General features: G+C 64.1%; 15 protein-coding genes. 1 reads left to right on the top strand and 14 read right to left on the bottom strand.

What is annotated here, in order from left to right; all coding sequences use genetic code 11:
• Positions 1-169: 169 nt before the first annotated feature.
• On the bottom strand, positions 170-2,170 hold the full coding sequence (locus J2Y48_RS09900) for a CocE/NonD family hydrolase (RefSeq protein ID WP_310416492.1): 2,001 nt from the start codon (positions 2,168-2,170) through the stop codon (positions 170-172).
• Positions 2,171-2,196: 26 nt separating this feature from the next.
• Positions 2,197-3,786 carry an ABC transporter substrate-binding protein gene (locus tag J2Y48_RS09895; RefSeq protein WP_310416489.1) on the bottom strand — a complete coding sequence of 530 codons (1,590 nt, stop codon included), beginning with the start codon at positions 3,784-3,786 and terminating at the stop codon, positions 2,197-2,199.
• A 122-nt stretch (positions 3,787-3,908) separates the two neighbouring features.
• Between J2Y48_RS09895 and J2Y48_RS09890 the strand changes: the two genes are divergently transcribed.
• The gene (locus tag J2Y48_RS09890; protein ID WP_310416486.1) at positions 3,909-4,703 is read left to right on the top strand and encodes a helix-turn-helix transcriptional regulator; all 795 of its coding nucleotides are present in this window, start codon (positions 3,909-3,911) and stop codon (positions 4,701-4,703) included.
• Between the two features lie 10 nt (positions 4,704-4,713).
• Here J2Y48_RS09890 and J2Y48_RS09885 read toward each other — a convergent pair whose 3' ends face one another.
• The 12 genes from J2Y48_RS09885 to J2Y48_RS09830 form a co-directional block, all read right to left on the bottom strand.
• Positions 4,714-5,112, bottom strand: a complete 399-nt coding sequence (locus J2Y48_RS09885; RefSeq protein ID WP_310416483.1) for a cupin domain-containing protein — start codon at positions 5,110-5,112, stop codon at positions 4,714-4,716.
• A 37-nt stretch (positions 5,113-5,149) separates the two neighbouring features.
• Positions 5,150-5,536 carry a lipocalin-like domain-containing protein gene (locus J2Y48_RS09880; protein ID WP_310416479.1) on the bottom strand — a complete coding sequence of 129 codons (387 nt, stop codon included), beginning with the start codon at positions 5,534-5,536 and terminating at the stop codon, positions 5,150-5,152.
• Between the two features lie 121 nt (positions 5,537-5,657).
• Positions 5,658-6,629 (bottom strand): threo-3-hydroxy-L-aspartate ammonia-lyase, encoded by a 972-nt coding sequence (locus J2Y48_RS09875; RefSeq protein WP_405030190.1) that lies wholly within the window; start codon positions 6,627-6,629, stop codon positions 5,658-5,660.
• A gap of 71 nt (positions 6,630-6,700) precedes the next feature.
• Positions 6,701-8,332, bottom strand: a complete 1,632-nt coding sequence (locus J2Y48_RS09870; protein WP_310416476.1) for an ABC transporter ATP-binding protein — start codon at positions 8,330-8,332, stop codon at positions 6,701-6,703.
• Positions 8,325-9,152, bottom strand: a complete 828-nt coding sequence (locus J2Y48_RS09865; RefSeq protein ID WP_310416474.1) for an ABC transporter permease — start codon at positions 9,150-9,152, stop codon at positions 8,325-8,327. The genes J2Y48_RS09870 and J2Y48_RS09865 overlap by 8 nt, the downstream gene beginning before the upstream one ends.
• Positions 9,149-10,180: an ABC transporter permease gene (locus tag J2Y48_RS09860; RefSeq protein ID WP_405030197.1), complete on the bottom strand. Its 1,032-nt coding sequence runs from the start codon at positions 10,178-10,180 to the stop codon at positions 9,149-9,151. The genes J2Y48_RS09865 and J2Y48_RS09860 overlap by 4 nt, the downstream gene beginning before the upstream one ends.
• 95 nt (positions 10,181-10,275) lie before the next feature.
• Entirely contained in the window at positions 10,276-11,865 is a 1,590-nt protein-coding gene (locus J2Y48_RS09855) for an ABC transporter substrate-binding protein (protein WP_310416471.1), read from the bottom strand.
• A gap of 297 nt (positions 11,866-12,162) precedes the next feature.
• Positions 12,163-12,945 carry a carnitinyl-CoA dehydratase gene (locus J2Y48_RS09850; RefSeq protein ID WP_310416468.1) on the bottom strand — a complete coding sequence of 261 codons (783 nt, stop codon included), beginning with the start codon at positions 12,943-12,945 and terminating at the stop codon, positions 12,163-12,165.
• Between the two features lie 4 nt (positions 12,946-12,949).
• Positions 12,950-15,004 (bottom strand): acetate--CoA ligase family protein, encoded by a 2,055-nt coding sequence (locus J2Y48_RS09845; RefSeq protein ID WP_310416465.1) that lies wholly within the window; start codon positions 15,002-15,004, stop codon positions 12,950-12,952.
• Between the two features lie 8 nt (positions 15,005-15,012).
• A complete protein-coding gene (locus J2Y48_RS09840; protein ID WP_310416462.1) occupies positions 15,013-16,173 on the bottom strand; it encodes an acyl-CoA dehydrogenase family protein in 1,161 nt (386 codons plus the stop codon).
• A 247-nt stretch (positions 16,174-16,420) separates the two neighbouring features.
• Entirely contained in the window at positions 16,421-17,911 is a 1,491-nt protein-coding gene (locus J2Y48_RS09835) for a carnitine 3-dehydrogenase (RefSeq protein WP_310416461.1), read from the bottom strand.
• 222 nt (positions 17,912-18,133) lie between these two features.
• A complete protein-coding gene (locus tag J2Y48_RS09830; RefSeq protein WP_310416458.1) occupies positions 18,134-19,036 on the bottom strand; it encodes a 3-keto-5-aminohexanoate cleavage protein in 903 nt (300 codons plus the stop codon).
• Positions 19,037-19,096 lie beyond the last annotated feature (60 nt).

The raw sequence follows: 19,096 nt of genomic DNA, 5'->3' as shown, positions 1-19,096 counted from the left end.
CGCAGGGTGAAACTGAAAAGTGGCGATCCGGGGGCACGGCGACGACCTGTGATGGGTCGGACGAACACTATTTCGTGGTCGCGGACACTGCAAATGTGAAGCAGCGGAATGAGGTCGGCATACAGGCACGCGGTGCGATCCGCAACCGCGTGCCTGCCCGCCGCCAAGGCTACATCAGGTCCCGCGGGACGGCTTTCTCGAACGACTTCTCGAACACCTGGGTCTCGCCCTCGAAGGCGCGCACGCTGGCAGAGATCAACCAATCGGTCGCGGTGCAGGCGATCGTGGCGGACGAGATGGTGCGGACGAACCAGTTCGGACGCTGCATGTCACAGATCCACGTGGCGGTTCCAGTTGCCGACAGCGGGTCGCCTTCGACGATCGACCAGAGTTCATCGCGAACTTGCCGTGTGGCGAGGCCGGTGTCGGGGTGCTCGTGCAGGCCGGTGTCCTCGTAGATCGTATACTCCGTCAGGCCATTCGTCAGATCACGTTCGACGCCGCGGGCGCTCTCTGGCGGGGACAGTTCCGGATAGTTCGGCAACGGATCAGGGTTGGCCGGTTCCGGCAAGGTCACGGCCTCGTGCGCGCCGAGTTTCGGCAAGGCAAGGCCTAGCGAGGCGAGGTCGAGCGTGAGGCCTGGATCGGTCGGCGGCGGCAGCACCATCGGCCAGTACGAGGTCGACAGCGACAGCCGGATGCGATGGCCGGCAGGGAAACGATAGCCCATCGCGTCGAGAACGAGGCGGACTTCCGTCTTCTCGCCCTTGCGCATCGGCTTCGGATCGGCATTGCCGCCGCGATGGGCGAGGTTCAGCACGCCGAAGGTGACGCGGGTCGCCGTGCCGTCCGGGTGGACGTCGACGATACGGGCGCAGAGATTGGCGAGGTCCGCGTCGCAGGACAGTTCCAGATCCAGCACCGGCTGGCCGAGATATTCGCGCGCCTCGGCAAGCGGCGGCGTTTCCAGCACCAGCGAACCGGCATCATCGATACGCTGGTCGAGTGCCATCTCCGCGTCCGGCTTCAGGGTGAACCATTCGCCAGCCATGGTGCCGGTGTCGAGCGGGGAGCGCAGATAGTGATCGTGGTTCTTGGCGCCAGCGATCGGCATGCCGGGCGCCAACGTTCCGAATTGCTCGACATAGAAGCAATCCATCTCCGGGGCGGTCCAGTCAGACTTCGCGACCCAGGTTCCCGGATCGAATTCGCGCCGCAGTGACGGCTTCGGCCCGTCCTGGATGTAGGCGCGGACCTGCGGCCAGTTTTCTGCACCGTTCTGCTCATCGCGCAGCCACCGGTTCCACCAGGCGATTGCTTCCGCGAGGAAGTCCATGCGCGGCTTCGGCCAGGCGAAATGCGGATACTTGTGGACCCACGGGCCGATCAGGGCCTTGGCCTTGGAGCCGATGCCTTCCACCGCCTTCAAAGGCGTGTTGCGATAGCCGTCCGCCCAACCGGCGATGACCAGTGCCGGCACCGAGAAGTCGCCAAAATCCTCGCAGATCGAGCCGTGCTTCCAGAAGGCGTCGCGGCGCTGGTGCTGCAGCCATTCCTCCATGAAGAAGGGCTCGTTCTCCAGCCGCTCCATCCACATGTCCTTCCAGCGGTCGCCGACGACCTCCGGATCGGGAGAGCGCGACTGGTAGGCGAGCATCGTCGCCGCCCAGGAAAGCTGGGCGGAGAGGTGCGTGCCGTTCTTGTAGTGGATGTCGTCATTGTAGCGATCGACCGTCGAGGCGATCGAGATGACCGCCTTTAGCGCCGGCGGCTTCAGCGCTGCGACCTGTAGGCAGTTGAAGCCGCCCCAGGAGATGCCCATCATGCCTACGCTGCCGTTCGACCAGGGCTGGGCTGCGATCCAGGCGATCAGTTCGCAGGCGTTGGCGAGCTCAAGCGGGGTGTATTCGCCGTCGATGACGCCGTCGGATTCACCCGAACCGCGAATGTCGACGCGGACGCCGGCGATGCCGGCGGCCGCAAAGACCGGATAGGTGGATTCGTCGCGTACGCAGGTTCCGTCGCGCTTGCGATAGGGCAGGAACTCGAAGACGGCCGGAACGGGATCCTTGTCCGCTCCATCAGGCATCCAGATGCGCGCGGCAAGCCGCGTTCCGTCCGCCAGCGTGATCCATTCGTTCTCGATGACGGTGAAGCTGCGTTCTGACATCGTTCTTGTCCGATCCATTCCGTCCATCACGCGTCGAACCAGGCGCGGCTGCCAATATAGCCGTTCGACATGTCGTTTCCGATGTCGTCGGTAACGCCCTTCAGGGAGGTGGAGGCGGCCATCACATAGTCGTTGAACACCGGCAGGATGAGGCCGCCCTCGTCGCGCACGATCAGCGCCATGGTGCGGTAGAGTTCCTTGCGCTTGGTTTCGTCCAGTTCGGAACGCGCCTGCAGCAGGAGCTTGTCGAAGTCCTCCCGCTGGAAGCGGGTGTCGTTCCACTCGGCGGTCGAAAGATAGGAAGTCGAGTAACGCGAATCCTGCGTCGGGCGGCCGCCCCAGTAGGACGCGCAGAACGGCTGGACGTTCCACACGTTGGTCCAGTAGCCATCCTCCGGCTCGCGACGGACCTCGATCTCGATGCCGGCCTTCTTCGCGCTTTCCTGATAGATGACCGCGGCATCGACGGCGCCGGCAAAGGCGGCGTCGGAGGTGCGCAGCAGGATCGGCCGGTCGTGGCCGGACTTCTTGAAGTGGAAGGCGGCCTTGTCCGGATCGTAGGCGCGCTGCTCGATGTCGGTTGGCGCCAGGGCGTAGTTGCCGTTGACCGGGTAGTCGTTGCCGAGCGTGCCGTATCCGCCAAGCACCCGGTCGAGGATCGCCTCACGGTCGATCGCATATTTTAGCGCCAGCCGCAGGTCGTTGTTGTCGAACGGCGCCGTGTTGCAGTGCATCAGGAAGCTGTAGAAGCCCTTGCCGGCGCTGCGCAGGATCTCGACCTTGGGCGCGCGCTTCAGGAGCGGCACGGTCTTCGGGTCGATGTTGTTGATGAAGTGCACCTGGCCGGAAGAAAGCGCGGCAATGCGGGCGGTTGCGTCGTTCATGACGATGATCTCGACGCTGTCCACGAAACCGCGATCCGAGCGCCAGTCGTCGGCGTTTTTCTCGAAGGTGGCGCGCACGCCAGCCTCGTAACTGGTCAACTTGTAAGGGCCGGTGCCGACGGCCGCGGCGGGGTTGTCGATGCCGCCATTCGGCTGGATAACTAGGTGGTAGTCGGTCAGCAGCAGCGGCAGGTCGGCGTTGCCTTCCGTCAGCGTCAGGACGAGGTCACCACCCTTGTCCTCGATCGACTTGATTGATTGCATCAGGCCGAGTGCGCCCGACTTCGAGCCTTCGTCGGAATGGCGCTTCAAGGTGGCGACGACGTCGGCGATCGTCATCTTCTGGCCGTCGTGGAAGGCGACGTCGTTGCGGATCTTGAACGTCCAGATCGAGGCGTCCGCGGATGGCTGCCAGGAGGTCGCGATCGAGGGCAGGGGGGAGCCGGTCTTCGGATCGGTTTCGACTAGCGTGTCGCCCCACAGGCGGCCGATGACGAAAAGGACGGAGGCGCTGTAGGTGGCGGGGTCGAGGACGTCGGTGGCTGCCCCGCCCTTGAGGCCGAGCTTCAGATGGCCGCCGCGCTTCGGCTCGTCGGCGCGAGCTTCACCGGCGACAAGCGTGGTGCCCAGGCTGGCGGCGAGCCCGAGCGCGGCCGTCCCGGCCAGAAAGCCGCGGCGATTGACGCCGGCGGGGACGAGCAGGCCATCGGGGCGTTTCGTGAATTCGGTCATGGTCGGTTCCCTTTAATTTGGTGTTTCAGGGAAAATCTAGCGTGTCATAGACGGTACACAATTTCGCGACTTGACGCTGATTTTCGCTAGATTACGCTGTCTTCGCAATTGCGGAGAGAGCCGTGGCGGATGTTGACACTTTTACCCTGAACTTGCGCAGCGCCTGCGCGACGCGGCGATCGATCTCGCAGATCTGCCGCGAGATCGGCATCAACCGGCAGCAGTTCAACCGCTACATCAGTGGCGAAGCGCGCCCCTCGGCGCACAATGCTGCGCGCATCGCTGGCTTCTTCGGCCTTTCGCCTCAGGATTTCGATCTGTCTCCAAAGCTCTTTGAGACCCGCCTGAGGCGGCCGGACGGGCATCGCTCGGAAGCGGGACTGCTGCTTGAAGGTTTTCCGGGCGATATTGCGGGGCTTCGCCGGCATATCGGTTACTACCAGACCTACCACATTTCCCCCTCCTGGCCGGGGTTGGTCGTCTGTTCCTGCGCCAGGGTCTATGAGGAAAGCGGCTCCATCCGCGTCAAGTCGATCGAGCGCATCCGCGATGCCGCCAATGAAATCTGGCAGTTCTCCAAATATGTCGGCCTCGCCACCTTCTGGCGCAACCGCATCTTCATCGCCGAACGCAGCGTCGGACGCCAGCCGATGTTGTCGCAGACGATCCTGATCCCGTTCGAGGTGCACCAGCGGGTCTACCTGCGCGGCACGACGATGGGTGTTTCATGGCGCAAGGAAAATCTGCCCTACGCCTCGCGGATGATCTGGCGCCATATCGGCCAGGAACCGGACCTGCGCCAGATGCTGTCGCGCTGCGGGGTGTTGTCGTTCGGTTCAAGGCAGTTGCCCGCGACGGTGAGGAACTTTCTCGATACACCGGAAGCGGAGGTGCTGACGGTGCCGGCGGAGTATTGAGGCAGGTCGACTACGCAGGGAACACAGACGTCATTTCCCAGCGGCGAACTGGAACGTCGATCCCATCGAAATGCGCCTCGAAATGCGGCAGGGCGAGCACGGCGTGGATATGGAGCACGGTAGCCCCGACATTGCTGAAGCCGTGCCTCACCCAGGCGGGCACGATCAGCGAGGCGTCCTTCGAGAGTGTTTTGCGATGCTGGTCGAGCCAGAATTCTGCCCTGCCGCTGAGCACCGTCAGGGCTTCCTCAGCCGGATGAAAATGGGCCGGGGCGCCCGCGCCAGGATCGATCCACTGCTCGAAGATACAAATCGCGGTCGCACCGTCGCAGGCAGCAACATGTCTCCGCGTCCGCACTCCTGCGCGCCATTCCTCCAGGGCCTGTTCTGCGTGAATGATCGCTTTCATCTATGCTGACTGCGTTGGCGATACGATCGCGTTGCACCTAGACCTTCTCGAATTCCAGATCGTAGATCACCTCTTCGCCGGTCCTCGGATCCTTGCCGGGCGCTCCGCTGATAAACAGCCTGTTGCCCTCCACTCGGTAGGGTCGGATCAGCGCGCCCTTCCATGCAGGGTTCCAGGCGCCATCGACGTGGTGGATGACCCGGCCGTTTTCCAGGGTGTAGGAAGCCGAATAGGCCAGCATGGAGTCGAACAATCCGGCCTTCTCCTCATCCGTTGGCACGGCACCTTTCAAGGGGCGGTCGCCGCCGAACACCACCGCCATCATCCTGCCGTCTGCGTGGTAGGCGAGGTAGCCGAGAGGGTTCGGACCCATGGCGTCGCTGATCTGCCCGGTCGCCACGGATTGCCGCGTCCAGGAGATCATTTTCCATGTTCCAAGAAGTGCGGCTGCATCCGTCATGTGTCACCCAATGCGCCGTTGCACGTTGCGAGGATAACAAAGGCAGGCTGGGTTGAACAGGTTGTACTGCGGGGCTGGCGGTCGGCTACGCGCTGGACACGAGGGCAGCGAAGACCTTGAGGTCGACATTGCCGCCGCTCAGGATGATGCCGACGCGTTTTCCTTCACACGGCACGATGCCGTGCAGCACCGCCGCTGCGGCGAGGCAGCCGGTCGGCTCGACGATAATCTTCATGCGCTCGGCGAAGAAGCGCATGGTGTCGACCAACTGCGCATCCGAGACGGTGAGAATGCCGCCCACCTTGTCCTGCAGGATGGGAAAGTTGTGGTAGCCGACATGGGTGGACAGCGCGCCGTCGGCGATCGACTTCGGCACGGGGATGTGCACGACCTCGCCCTTTCTCAGTGATTGCTGTCCGTCGTTGCCGGCCTCCGGTTCGACGCCGAAGATGGCGCAATTGGGTGAGAGCGCCTTCGCTGCTAGCGCGCATCCGGCCAGAAGTCCGCCGCCGCCAAGGGGGACGACCAACATGTCGATCTCGCCCGCCTCCTCGATCAGTTCGAGTGCCGCCGTTCCCTGTCCGGCGATGACATCCGGATGGTCGTAGGGCGGAATCAAAGACGCGCCACGCTCCCTTGCCAGCCGCCCGGCGATCTCCTCGCGGTCCTCGTTGTATCGATCATAGAAGACGACTTCCGCGCCATAGCCCTTCGTTGCCGCCACCTTTATCTCCGGGGCGTCACGCGGCATGATGATGGTCGAAGGGACGCCCTGAAGCATGGCGGCATAGGCGATCGCCTGTGCATGGTTTCCCGAGGAGTAGGCGACGACGCCATTGTTTCGCACGGCGGTTTCAAGGGCGGCGATCGCATTGTAGGCGCCGCGGAACTTGAAGGCACCGGCGCGCTGCAGGTTCTCTGCCTTGAAGAAGAGCGTCGCCGCGGTTCGTGCGTCGGCCGTTCGCGACGTCAGGACCGGGGTTCGGTGCGCCATGCCGGAGAGACGCGCCTGCGCCGCCCGCACGTCATCGAATGTCGGGATGCGCAATGCGGCCACGGGAAACCCCTATTCTGGTGGAGGCGCAATATTGCCGCGGCGTAACCTCCGCGGCAACATCCAGTTTGCGATCAGTTTCCGGCGCTCTCCATCCGGCGCGTCGTCAGCACCTTCTCCAGCCAGCCGATCTCCATCTCCGGGACCGATTTCAGCAGCAGGTCGGTGTAGTCGTCGAACGGTGGCGACAGCACCTTCGACTTCGGGCCGAAGCGGACGAGGCGGCCGCGGTGCATCACCGCGACAGAGTCTGCGATGGCCCGGACGATCGCGATGTCGTGGGTGATGAACATATAGGAGACATGCGTTTCCTCCTGCAGCCTCAGCAACAACTTCAGGATGCCCTCCGCCACCAGCGGGTCGAGCGCCGAGGTCGGCTCATCGCACAGGATCAGGTCGGGTTTGGCCGCAAGCGCGCGTGCGATGGCCACGCGTTGCTTCTGCCCGCCGGAGAGTTCCGCCGGATAGCGGTCGAGAAAGCGTTCGCCCATTTCGATCTGGTCGAGCAGTTCCCTGACCCGTGCCGTTTTCGCCTGGCCATGCATGCCGTAGTAGAAACTGAGTGGCCGACCGACGATGTCGCGCACCGTCTGGCGCGGGTTCATCGCCGTGTCCGCCATCTGGTAGATCATCTGGATGCGGCGCAGTTCGTCGCGCGATCGCCCCTTGAGCGCACGCGGCAATGGCTTGCCGTCGAAACTGACGGTTCCCGCCTGCGGCGGAAGCAGCCCGGTTATCACCCGGGCGAGCGTCGACTTGCCCGAGCCGCTTTCACCGACGATGGCGAGCGTCTGGCCCTTCGGCAGGTGCAGCGTGACGTCCTGCAGCACCTTGAAGCCGTTCGAATAGCCGGCGGTGACGTTCTCGACCTTCAGCAGGGAACCGGTCTGATCCTTGGCTTCCTCGCGGGCAGCACCCCGGACATTGACGAGCGCGCGGGTATAGTCCTGCGCCGGGGCCTCGATGATCTGCCTGACCGAGCCGTATTCGACCATCTTGCCGTGCCGGAGCACGAGGATGTCGTCGGTGATCTGGGCAACGACGGCCAGGTCGTGGGTGATGTAGATGGCCGCCGTGCGCGTCTCCTCGATCGCATGCTTGATCGCGGCGAGCACGTCGATCTGGGTCGTGACGTCGAGCGCGGTCGTCGGCTCGTCGAAGACGATCAGTTCGGGATTGGGGCAAAGCGCCATCGCCGTCATGGCGCGCTGGAGCTGGCCGCCGGAAACCTGATGCGGATAGCGCCGGCCGAACGTCTCCGGGTTCGGCAGGCCGAGCACCTTGAAGAGGTAGAGCGCGCGCTTCTCCGCGTCTGCCCGGCTCATGATGCCGTGCCTCAGCGTAGCCTCGATGACCTGGTCGCCGAGACGATGCGCCGGGTTGAAGGCGGCTGCCGCGGACTGTGCCACGTAGCAGACCTTCGCGCCGCGCACCTGCCGGATGCCGGCGGGACCTAGCTTCAGCAGGTCCTGGCCGTTCAGCTTCACCTCGCCGCCGGTGATCCGCACGCCGCCGCGGCCATAGGCCAGCGCCGTCAGGCCGATGGTGGACTTGCCCGCACCGGATTCACCGATGAGGCCGATCACCTTGCCTTTCTGCACGTCGAAGGAAACACCCTCGACAAGGGTGACGGTCTTCGGCGCCTCACCCGGCGGATAGCTCGTCGCCTCGATCTTCAGATTGCGGACGGAAAGCAGGTCAGGCATCGCCGCGTCCTCCCTTCAGGCTCGAGGTCCGCTTCATCAGCCAGTCCACGACCAGGTTGATACAGATGGTGAGGGAGGCGATCGCAGCGCCCGGGATCAGGGCTGCGGAAATGCCGAAGATGATGCCGTCCTTGTTGTCCTTGACCATGCCGCCCCAGTCGGCGGCCGGCGGCTGGATGCCGAGACCGAGGAACGAGAGGGTGGAAAGAAACAGGATCGAGAAGGCGAAGCGCAGGCCGAACTCAGCCAAAAGCGGTGACAGCGTGTTGGGCAGGATCTCGCGGAAGATGATCCAGCCGGTGCCTTCACCGCGCAGCTTCGCCGCTTCGACGAACTCCATTACCGCGACGTCGAGCGCAACTGCCCGGCCGATGCGGAAGACGCGGGTGGAATCGAGCACGGCCATGACGAGGATCAGGATCCACAGCGCCTGCGGCAGCACGGCAAGGACCACGAGTGCGAAGATCAGCGTCGGGATCGCCATCATCAGGTCGTTGAAGCGCGAGAACGTCTGGTCGACCAGCCCGCCGGTGACGGCGGCCGTAAAGCTCAGCAGCATGCCGAGCGAAAACGACAGGACCGTTGCAGCGAGCGCGACGAAGATGGTGGTGCGGGCGCCATAGATCAGCCGCGACAGCAGGTCCCGGCCGAGGTTGTCGGTGCCCAGGAGATGTTCGCCACCGATCGGCAGCCAGACCTCGCCGACGATTTCGCTTTCGCCATGCGGAGCGATCCAGGGCGCGAAGAGGGCGCAGAAAAGCGCGATCGCGATGCCGACAAGCCCGATCCAGGCGCTCAAGGGGATGGATTTCAATCTCATCGCGGGTGCCTCAATCTCGGATTGGCGATGATCGCGATAATGTCGGCCATCATGTTGAGGAAGATGTAGAGGGCGGCGAAGATCAGGCCGCAGGCCTGCACCACCGGCATGTCGCGCACCGTCACCGCATCGACCATGTACTGGCCCATGCCCGGATAGACGAACACGACCTCGACGACGACGACGCCGACGACGAGATAGGCGAGGTTGAGCGCAATCACGTTGACAACGGGGGCCACCGCGTTTGGCGCGGCATGCTTGGCGATGATGCGCAGGCCGCTCAAGCCCTTCAGTTCAGCCGTTTCGACGTAGGCCGACGACATGACGTTGAGGATCGCAGCACGGGTCATGCGCATCATGTGGGCGAGAACGACCAGTACCAGCGTCGCGGTGGGAAGCGCGATTGCAGACAGCCGCTCGCCGAAGCTCATGGTGTCGTAGACGGTCGCCGGGAACGTTGCCATGCCCGTCTGCACGGCGAAGAACATGATGAGCAGGTAGCCGATGAAGAACTCCGGAAGGGAGATCGCGGCCAGCGAGACCACGTTGATGATCTTGTCGGGCATGCGGTCGCGGAATTGCACCGCCAGCATGCCGAGCCCGACGGCAAGCGGAATGGAGATGATCGCGGCGAAGAAGGCAAGGAAGAGCGAGTTTCCGAGCCGCTTGCCGATCTGCTCGCTGACGGATTTCTTCGAGGCCCACGAGGTGCCGAAGTCGCCCTGGAGGGCACCGCCGAGCCATTGGAAGTAGCGGGTCGTCGCCGACTGGTCGAGGCCGAGCTCCTTGCGGATGTTCGCCACCGCCTGCGGCGTGGCCGACTGGCCGAGATAGGTCGTGGCAAAGTCGCCTGGCAGCGCCTCGACGCCGCCGAAGATCAACAGCGAAACGGCAAAGAGAAGCGCCACGCTGAGGCCGAGCCGCTGAAGGATCAGCGCTGCTAGCGGGCTGCGTTTGGCAAGTCTGACCCAGGGGGACTGTGCGCCCTGGTTGGCTGCGGCACCGGTGGAAGCGGTGCTCGTCGCCATGGAAGCATTCGATCCGGCGGCACCGGCGGACTGCGGGTTTTCACCCGCAGCCGCCGGCAGCGTCAGTTCCGGACCCTGTGTCGATCCGCCCGCCATCAGGCGTCCAGCCAGACGCGGGTTGCGACATAGCCGTTCGACATGTCGTTGCCGATGTCGTGGACGTAGCCCTTTACCTGCTTCGTCGACGCGTTCACGAAATCGTTGAACATCGGCAGGATCAAGCCGCCTTCGTCACGGACCATCATTGCCATGGTGCGATACATCTCCTTGCGTTTTGCCTCGTCCAGCTCCGAACGGGCTTCGAGCAGGATCTTGTCGAAGTCCGGGCGCAGGAAGCGGGTGTCGTTCCAGTCGGCCGTCGACAGATAGGCGGTCGAGTACATCTGGTCCTGGGTCGGACGGCCGCCCCAGTAGGAGGTCGAGAACGGCTGGACGTTCCAGACGTTGGACCAATAGCCGTCACCGGGTTCGCGCTTGACCTCGATCTCGATGCCAGCCTTCTTGGCGCTCTCCTGGTACAGCACGGCCGCATCCACGGCGCCCGGGAAGGCAACGTCGGACGTGCGCAGCAGGACCGGGCCGCTATGGCCGGACTTCTTGTAGTGGAAGGCGGCCTTGTCGGGGTCGTAGGCGCGCTGCTCGATGCCTTCCGGGAACAATGCATAGGTCTCGTTGATCGGGAAGTCGTTGCCGACCTTGCCGTAGCCACCGAGGATCTTCTGCACCATCGTTTCGCGGTCCATGGCGTATTTCAGCGCCATCCGCAGATCGTTGTTGTCGAACGGGGCGGTGTTGCAGTGCATGATGAAGACGTAGTGACCACGGCCGGAGGTGGAGAGGATATCCACATTCGGCGCGCGCTTCAGAAGGTCGACCGTCTTCGGATCGACGCGGTTGATGTAGTGCACCTGGCCCGAGGACAGTGCGGCGATGCGAGCCGTCGCGTCGTTCATGGCGATCAGTTCGACCGTGTCGACAAAGCCGCGGTCGGTGCGCCAGTCGTTCTGGTAGCGCTCGAAGGTGGCGCGTACGCCGGGTTCGAAGCTGGTGACCTTGTAGGGGCCGGTGCCGATCATCGCGTCGGGATTGTCGAGCCCGCCGTTGGGCTGGATGACGAGGTGGTAGTCGGTCATGAGCAGCGGCAGGTCGGCATTGCCCTCGGTCAGCACGAGGATCAGATGGTCGCCATCCGACTTGATTTCCTTGATCGACTTCATCACGCCGAGCGCGCCCGATTCCGACTTCTCGTCGGTGTGACGCTGCAGCGTCTTGACGACGTCGTCGACCGTCAGTTCCTTGCCATCATGGAAGGTGACGCCCTTGCGGATCTTGAAGGTCCAGGTGGCTGCGTCCGCCGAGGGCTCCCAGGATTCGGCAAGAGCAGGAACGGGCTGGCCGGTCAGCGGCTCGGTTTCGACGAGCATGTCGCCCCAGGTGCGGCTGGTGACGAACATGAACTGGGAAAGATTCTTGGCGGGATCCCTCGAGTCGGTGGCGGCGGCGCCCTCGAGGCCGAGCTTGAGATGGCCGCCGCGCTTGGGTTCCTGAGCATTTGCTGCGGTGTCGAACATCGTGCCGGCGGCGGCGAGCGTGATGCCGAAGGCGGCAGCTCTGCCCATGAACTCACGGCGATTCATCTTGCCGAGCATGACCTGTTGCGTGAGAAAATTCTTGTAGTCGGTCATTCCACTGTTCCCTCTCTTTGGGCCGTTGGCGGCCTGTTGTTTTAATTGGCAGAATTATCTGGCCTTGCGCCGAAGGCTTTCCGCATCGGCGTTGCGGTGACGCCTCGCCGGGCGTCTTGCTTTCTTCTTGCTCCTCCTTGCCGTGCGCCGCCGGCGGCGCTCTCTCCCCCATTGGCGAACTTATCGCATCCGCTGCGAATGTAACGCCTCAAATTTCCGGTTTTCACCAAAAGCCCTGCTTATGGCATTGCCCGCAAGGCCTGCGGGCAATGCCATAACTTGCGTGAAATCGCCGGCTCAGCGGCCTTTCCACACCGGATCGCGCTTCTCGGCGAAGGCACGGGCGCCTTCCAATTGGTCCTCGCTCGAATACAGGATATCCACGGTTTTGAACTGTCGGCGGGTAATCCTGTTCATCGTCGTCTGGAACGTTTCGCCCTCGGCGGCACGCACCACTTCCTTGATCGCGGCATAGACGAGCGGTGGTCCGCTTTCGAGCAAACGCGCAAGCTCCCAGGCCCGGTCGAGCAGCTTGTCGGCCGGCAGGATCTCGTTGACGAAGCCCCAGCGGTGCGCCTCCTGTACGTCGAGCCAACGCCCGGTCAGCAGCATGTCCATGGCGATATGATAGGGGATGCGCTTGGGCAGTTTGATCGAGGCGGCGTCGGCGACCGTGCCCGAGCGGATCTCCGGCAGCGCGAAGGTCGCATGTTCGGCCGCAAGAATCATGTCGGTCGACAGTGCAATCTCCAGGCCGCCGCCGCAGCAGATGCCGTTGACCGCGGCAATGATCGGCTTATTGAGGTCGCGCAGTTCCTGCATTCCGCCGAAACCGCCGACGCCATAGTCGCCATCGACCGCGTCGCCGCCGGCGGCCGCCTTCAGGTCCCAGCCGGGACAGAAGAATTTTTCCCCCGCGCCGGTGATGATGGCGACGCGCAGGCTGTCGTCGTCACGGAAATCGCGGAAGATTTCGCCCATGATGCGGCTCGTCACCAGGTCGATGGCGTTCGCCTTCGGCCGGTCGATGGTGACCTCGAGAATGCCGCCTTCACGGCGTTTGCGTATCGGTCCGGTCATTGGCTCACTTCCTCAGACGGATCAGGGCATCCGCTGCGACAACGCCGTCGCCTTGCGGAAGCACCATGATAGGATTGATATCGAGTTCATCGACAATTGAAGCGTTTGAAACGACATAGGATGCTGCCGATGCGACGGCGGCCACCAGCGCGTCGACGTCTCCGGCAGGCGCGCCGCGATAGCCTTTCAGCAGTTTTGCGACCTTCAAGCCGGAAATTGCCTCGCGAATGGCTGCTTCGTCGGCCGGAAGCGTAAGGATCGCGGAATCTTCCAGCAATTCCACGAGGATGCCTCCTGCGCCCACGGTGAGTACAGGGCCCGCGACCGGATCCCGCATGGCGCCGACGATGAGTTCCGCGACCGGCTTGCCGACCATCTTCTCGACCAGAAAGCCGGAAGCGACACCAGCCATGGCCTTGGCCGCTTCCAGCATGGCCTCGCGGGTCTGCAGGTTCAGCTTCACCGCTCCGGCTTCCGTCTTGTGGGCGACGCCGAGCCCCTTCAGGACGACAGGGAAGCCGAGCGATTCGGCTGCGTCTGCCGCTTGCTCGGCGGTATCGACGGCGCGACCTTGCGGAACCTGGAGGCCATGTGCGGCAAGGGCCTGCTTGGCCTCGTGTTCGGTGAGCGTGACAGCCTCACCGTCGGCGGCCGCGATCTTGACGAGCGGAGCGGGCAGGGGCTTTGCCCAGGTCGCGCCGATGGTTGCCGCGGTTTCCGCGGCGGCCAGCGCCTCGTCGATGCCCATGAACGGGATGACGCCGTTCTCCATCAGCATCAGCGCCGTCTCTTCCGGCATGTTTTCGCCCATGCTGGCGACAATGCCAGCGACCGCCCCCGTCGCGTTCGAGGCGTCGATGACGGCATGGCAGGTGGTCACCCAGTCGGCGGCGTCGCAGCGGTCCTGGCGCGGAAAGTCGAGCACGATCAGGTTCAGCGCGTAGTCGCCCTGCATCATTGCCGTGAAGGCGGTGGTCTGCTTTTCGCGGTTGCCCCAGACGAAGGTGTGATAGTCGAGCGGATTGGAGATCGTCACCATCTGCCCGAGCGCTTCACGCAAGGGCTGGCGCTGTTCCTCGCGCAGTTCGCGGTAGACGGTCTTCCGCTTGACGCCGGCGTCGGCCATCAGCGAGGCCTCGCCCCCCGAGCAACTCATCGAGGAGACGTCGAAGCTTGCGAGCGGCCCGTGTAGGTGCAGCAGCTTCAGCGTCTCCAACAGCTCTGGCAGCGTTTCGACGCGGCCGATGCCGAGGCGGGCGAGCAGAGCGGAGGAAACGGCGTCGTTGCCGGCGAGCGAGGCGGTGTGCGACACCGTCGCAAGTTGCGCCTGCTCGGACTTGCCGACCTTGAGCGTCACCACCGGCTTCTTCAGGTCGCGGGCGCGCCGGGCGAGCCGTTCGAGCGATACGATGCTGTCGAAGCCTTCGATGTGCAGGCCGACGGCGGTGACGCGCGGATCCTCCAGAACCGCGCAGGCGAGGTCGCATAGGCCGGTCTGGGCCTGATTGCCGGCCGTCAGGATGTAGGCGAGCGGCAGGCCGCGCATCTGCATGGACACGTTGCAGGCGATGTTGGAGGACTGGGTGAGAACGGCCACGCCCTTGTCGACGCGCACCATGCCGTGCTGATCGGGCCAAAGCAGGGCGCCGTCCAGCATGTTGATGAAGCCGTAGCAGTTCGGGCCGAGGATCGGCATGTCACCGGCGGCCTCGACCAGCGCTTTTTGCAGGTCGTCGCCGTCGGCAAGCTCGGTCACGGCCTCGCGGAAGCCAGAGGCGTAGCAGACGGCGCCGCCGGCACCGCGGGCGGAAAGGTCGCGGATGATCTCGATGGTGAGCTGGCGGTTGACGCCGACGAAAGAGGCATCCGGCGCGCCGGGAAGATCGGCGACAGAGCGATAGCACTTGCGACCGCGGATTTCGTCCTTGGTCGGGTGCACCGGCCAGATGTCGCCGGTAAAGCCCATCTTGTCGCACTGCTCGACGACGCGGCCCGCCTCCTTTCCGCCGAACACGGCGATGGAGCGGGGGCGGATAAGGCGGTCCAGGGAACGGGTCATGTCGGCACTCACGCTCCCAGCGGCCGCAGCAGATCGCGGCTGATGATATGCCGCTGGATCTCGGAGGTGCCATCCCAGATGCGCTCGACGCGGGCGTCGCGCCAGAAGCGGGCGAGCGGCAGGTCGTCCATCAGGCCCATGCCGCCATAGATCTGGATCGCCTCGTCGGTGACGCGGGCGAGCATTTCGGTGGCGTAAACCTTGGCCGAGGCGATCTCGCGGTTCGACGGCAGGCCCTGGTCGAGGCGCCAGGCGGCCGACAGCGTCAGAAGATCGGCGGCGTCGATCTCGGTGATCATGTCGGCGAGCTTGAAGGAGACGCCCTGATTGGCGCCGATCGGCTTGCCGAACTGTTTTCGCTCGGCCGCATAGGAGAGGGCATAGTCGAAGGCGCGCCGCGCGCGACCGACCGAGGTGGCGGCGACCGTCAGCCGGGTGGCGTAGAGCCAGTCGTTGGCGACCTCGAAGCCGCGGTGGACTTCGCCAAGGATCTGCGACGATGGCAGGCGGCAATCGTCGAAGGTGAGGATGCAGTTCTTGTAGCCGCGGTGGGAGACGGAGTTGTAGCCGTCGCGGATCTCGAAGCCGGGCGTGCCGCGGTCGACTAGGAAGCAGGTGATCTTTTTCTTCGGGCCGCGTGGCGTGTCCTCTTCGCCGGTGGCGATGAAGACGATGACGAAATCGGCGATGTTGGCATGGCTGATGAAGTGCTTGGTGCCGTTGACGATCCAGTCGTCGCCGTCCTTCCTGGCGAAGCACTTCATGCCGCGCACGTCGGAACCGGCGTCCGGTTCGGTCATGGCGAGCGCGTCGAACTTGTCACCGCGCACGGCCGGCAGCAGGTACTTTTCGCGCTGCTCGGCGTTGCAGCCCATCAGGATGCCGGAGGGACGGCCGAAAAAGACCGTCAGTGCCATCGAACCGCGGCCGAGTTCGCGCTCGACCAGGGTGAAGGAGGTGTGGTCGAGGCCGGCGCCGCCGACTTCTTCGGGGAAGTTGCAGCCGAAGAAGCCGATCTCCTTGCATTTGCGGGCGATTTCCTGGCCCAGTTCCGGCGGCACGAAGCCGGTGCGCTCCACCTCGTTCTCGTGCGGATAGATCTCGGTCTCGACGAATGTGCGGACCGTGTCGACGATCATCTGCTGTTCGTCTGTCAGTGCGAAATTCATGGTGTTCTCCCTCGTGTTCCTTTGCAGGACAGGTTGATCTGCCCCTCATCCGCCTGCCGGCACCTTCTCCCCGCAGGCGGGGAGAAGGTAATTGCGGCGGCGCCTCGTTCTCCCGCGAAGCGCTGGGCGGTTGCGTCTTGTCCCTTCGCCCCGCGTGCGGGGAGAAGGCCGCGGCAGCGGGATGAGGGTCAGTCGCCCCCTCCCGGCCTTCCAGGCGACCCTCCCTGCAAGGGAAGGGATGAAACCGTCAGCGCTTCTGCCCCACATGCCGGCCGGCGCCTTCGGGCATCGGCAGCCCGGCATGGGCCTTGGTCAGCGCCGCCAGCTTGTCCAGCACCTTGCCGGGTGCAGGCACGGCCTTGCCGGCCTTCGAATCGACGTGCAGCATCATCTGCTCGGCGGTGGCGACCGGCTCGTTCGTCTCGGCGTTGTAGATCGTCGAGAAGAACTGCAGGCGCTTGTCGTCCGAGGACAGGATCTGGCAGGTTGTGTAGAGCGCGTCGCCGAGCTTGGCCTCGCCGAGGTGGCGGATATGGGTCTCGACGGTATAGTAGCTGTGGCCGTCGCGAACATAGTCGAGATCGACGCCGATCAGGCGCAGGACGCCGTCGGAGGTGTCGCCGAAGACCTGCAGGTAGCGGTGCTCGGTCATGTGGCCGTTGTAGTCGACCCAGGCGGCGTTGACCTTGGTGTCGAGGACACGCAGCGGCTTGACCTCGCCAAGGTCGATTTCCGGCTTCTTGGCATTGGCCCAGAGATGGTCCTCGAACTCGGCGAGCAGCTTGCCCGCACCCCAACCGCGGCCGTCGTCACCGGCCTTCAGGGCATGCATTATGCCGACGAGGTTCTGGTCGCGGATGCGCTCCAGTTCGCGGATGCCGCGGGCGCCGGACTGGGCGTCGGACTGGTTGGCGATCTTGTCGACCAGTTCGTCGGTGAGATCGACGACGTCCGTCAGCTTCGTCCAGGGCCAGGAAAGGCAGGGGCCGAACTGGGCGATGAAGTGGCGCATGCCGGCCTCGCCACCGGCGATGCGGTAGGTCTCGAACATGCCCATCTGCGCCCAGCGCATGCCGAAGGAGTAGCGGATCACGTCATCGAGCGTCTCGGTATCGCAGATGTCGTCCTTGATCAGCCAGAGACCCTCACGCCAGACGGCTTCGAGCAGGCGGTCGCCGACGAAGGCCTCGATCTCCTTGTTGATGATGACGCCCCTCATGCCGATGGTGGCGAGCTTCGCCTTGGCGTCCTGAAGGGTTTCCTTTGCCGTCTTTTGGCCGCCGACGAGTTCGGCGAGCGGCAGCAGGTAGACCGGATTGTAGGGGTGGGCGACGAACATCCGCTCGGGATGCTTCATGTCGCGTTGCAGGTCGGTCGGCATGAGGCCCGAGGTGGACGAGCCGATCAGCGCCTTCGGATCGGCAGATGCGTCGATCTGGGTGATGACGCCGCGCTTCAGTTCCAGTCGCTCGGGCACGCTTTCCTGAATCCAGTCAGCCCCTTGCACGGCTTCTTCGATGTTCTTGCAGAACGTCAATTTTCCCTTCGGCGGCAGCGGCGCCATGGTCAGCATGCCATAGGCACGTTCCGCATTCGCCATCACCTCGCCGATGATGCGCTCGGCTTCGGGATGGGGATCGAAGATGTTGACGTCAATGCCGGCGAGCACGAAGCGCGCCGCCCAGGCCCCGCCGATGACGCCGCCGCCGATGCAGGCGGCCTTGTTGATTTTGGACATGTGGTCGTTCCCGTCGTGTTCAGTTGTTATCTTGGACGTCTTTCCGGGAGGCCTTGCCCCTCACCGTAGCCCTCTCCCCGCTCGCAGGGAAATGGGACACGGCTGCAGCTGCCGCAATCGCACATCTTAGATAGAGGGGCAGAAGCGGGCCACCTGTCCCTTCTCCCCGCTCGCGGGGAGAAGGGACAGGCAGGCGGATGAGGGGCATGCCTCAAGCGTTGTTCAGCGCTTCGTCAGCTTCAGCTTTTCGCGCACCTCGGCCGGGCCGATGACGCGGGCGCCCATGTTCTCGATGACATTCACGGCCTTTTCGACGAGCTGGCCGTTGGTCGCGAATTGGCCCTTGCCGATGTAGAGATTGTCTTCCAGACCGACGCGGACATTGCCGCCGGCGAGCACGGCCGCGGCCGGGTAGGCGAGCGCATTGCGGCCGATCGAGAAGGCCGAGAACGTCCAGTTCTGCGGCACGTTGTTGACCATCGCCATGTAGGTGTTGAGGTCATCCGGCGCACCCCACGGAATGCCCATGCAGAGCTGGATCAGCACCGGATCCTCGATCAGGCCTTCCTCGACGAGCTGCTTGGCGAACCAGAGGTGGCCGGTGTCGAAAGCCTCGATTTCGGGACGGACGCCGAGGTCGGTCATCTGCTTTGCCATGGCGCGCAGCATCGACGGCGTGTTGGTCATCACGTAGTCGCCGAGCGAGAAGTTCATCGTACCGCAGTCGAGCGTGCAGATTTCCGGCAGGCATTCGGCGACGTGGGAGACGCGCTCGGTGGCGCCGGCCATGTCGGTGCCCTTTTCCTTCAGCGGCAGCGGGTTTTCAACATCGCCGAAAATCATGTCGCCGCCCATGCCGGCGGTCAGGTTCAGCACGATGTCCACCTCGGCCTGGCGGATGCGGTCGGTGACTTCCCTGTAGAGGTCGTTGCGGCGGCTCGGCGCGCCGGTCTCCGGGTCGCGGACATGGCAATGGATGATTGCCGCACCGGCCTTTGCTGCTTCGACTGCGGCTTCGGCGATCTGTTTCGGCGTGATCGGCACGTTCTTGGATTTGCCGACTGTGTCGCCCGAGCCGGTGACGGCGCAGGTGATAAAGACGTCGCGGTTCATAGCGAGGGGCATTTCATTTCTCCCAAATTTCCTCTCGCCCATTACGGGCCAATGAAACCGTCCATGCTTTTC

It is taken from the genome of Mycoplana sp. BE70, from assembly GCF_031455855.1.
Classification (GTDB): domain Bacteria; phylum Pseudomonadota; class Alphaproteobacteria; order Rhizobiales; family Rhizobiaceae; genus Mycoplana.
Note: the sequence above shows the minus strand (reverse complement) of the source record. Positions and strands in the feature narration are given on the sequence as shown.

What these genes read in the sequence shown, in the direction of transcription:
- J2Y48_RS09865 (WP_310416474.1), bottom strand. Translation starts at nt 9,152, where the DNA reads ATGAGATTGAAATCCATCCCCTTGAGCGCCTGGATCGGGCTTGTCGGC.
- J2Y48_RS09850 (WP_310416468.1), bottom strand. Translation starts at nt 12,945, where the DNA reads ATGACCGGACCGATACGCAAACGCCGTGAAGGCGGCATTCTCGAGGTC.
- J2Y48_RS09840 (WP_310416462.1), bottom strand. Translation starts at nt 16,173, where the DNA reads ATGAATTTCGCACTGACAGACGAACAGCAGATGATCGTCGACACGGTC.
- J2Y48_RS09845 (WP_310416465.1), bottom strand. Translation starts at nt 15,004, where the DNA reads ATGACCCGTTCCCTGGACCGCCTTATCCGCCCCCGCTCCATCGCCGTG.
- J2Y48_RS09885 (WP_310416483.1), bottom strand. Translation starts at nt 5,112, where the DNA reads ATGAAAGCGATCATTCACGCAGAACAGGCCCTGGAGGAATGGCGCGCA.
- J2Y48_RS09900 (WP_310416492.1), bottom strand. Translation starts at nt 2,170, where the DNA reads ATGTCAGAACGCAGCTTCACCGTCATCGAGAACGAATGGATCACGCTG.
- J2Y48_RS09895 (WP_310416489.1), bottom strand. Translation starts at nt 3,786, where the DNA reads ATGACCGAATTCACGAAACGCCCCGATGGCCTGCTCGTCCCCGCCGGC.
- J2Y48_RS09835 (WP_310416461.1), bottom strand. Translation starts at nt 17,911, where the DNA reads ATGTCCAAAATCAACAAGGCCGCCTGCATCGGCGGCGGCGTCATCGGC.
- J2Y48_RS09880 (WP_310416479.1), bottom strand. Translation starts at nt 5,536, where the DNA reads ATGATCTCCTGGACGCGGCAATCCGTGGCGACCGGGCAGATCAGCGAC.
- J2Y48_RS09830 (WP_310416458.1), bottom strand. Translation starts at nt 19,036, where the DNA reads ATGCCCCTCGCTATGAACCGCGACGTCTTTATCACCTGCGCCGTCACC.
- J2Y48_RS09860 (WP_405030197.1), bottom strand. Translation starts at nt 10,180, where the DNA reads ATGGCGACGAGCACCGCTTCCACCGGTGCCGCAGCCAACCAGGGCGCA.
- J2Y48_RS09855 (WP_310416471.1), bottom strand. Translation starts at nt 11,865, where the DNA reads ATGACCGACTACAAGAATTTTCTCACGCAACAGGTCATGCTCGGCAAG.
- J2Y48_RS09870 (WP_310416476.1), bottom strand. Translation starts at nt 8,332, where the DNA reads ATGCCTGACCTGCTTTCCGTCCGCAATCTGAAGATCGAGGCGACGAGC.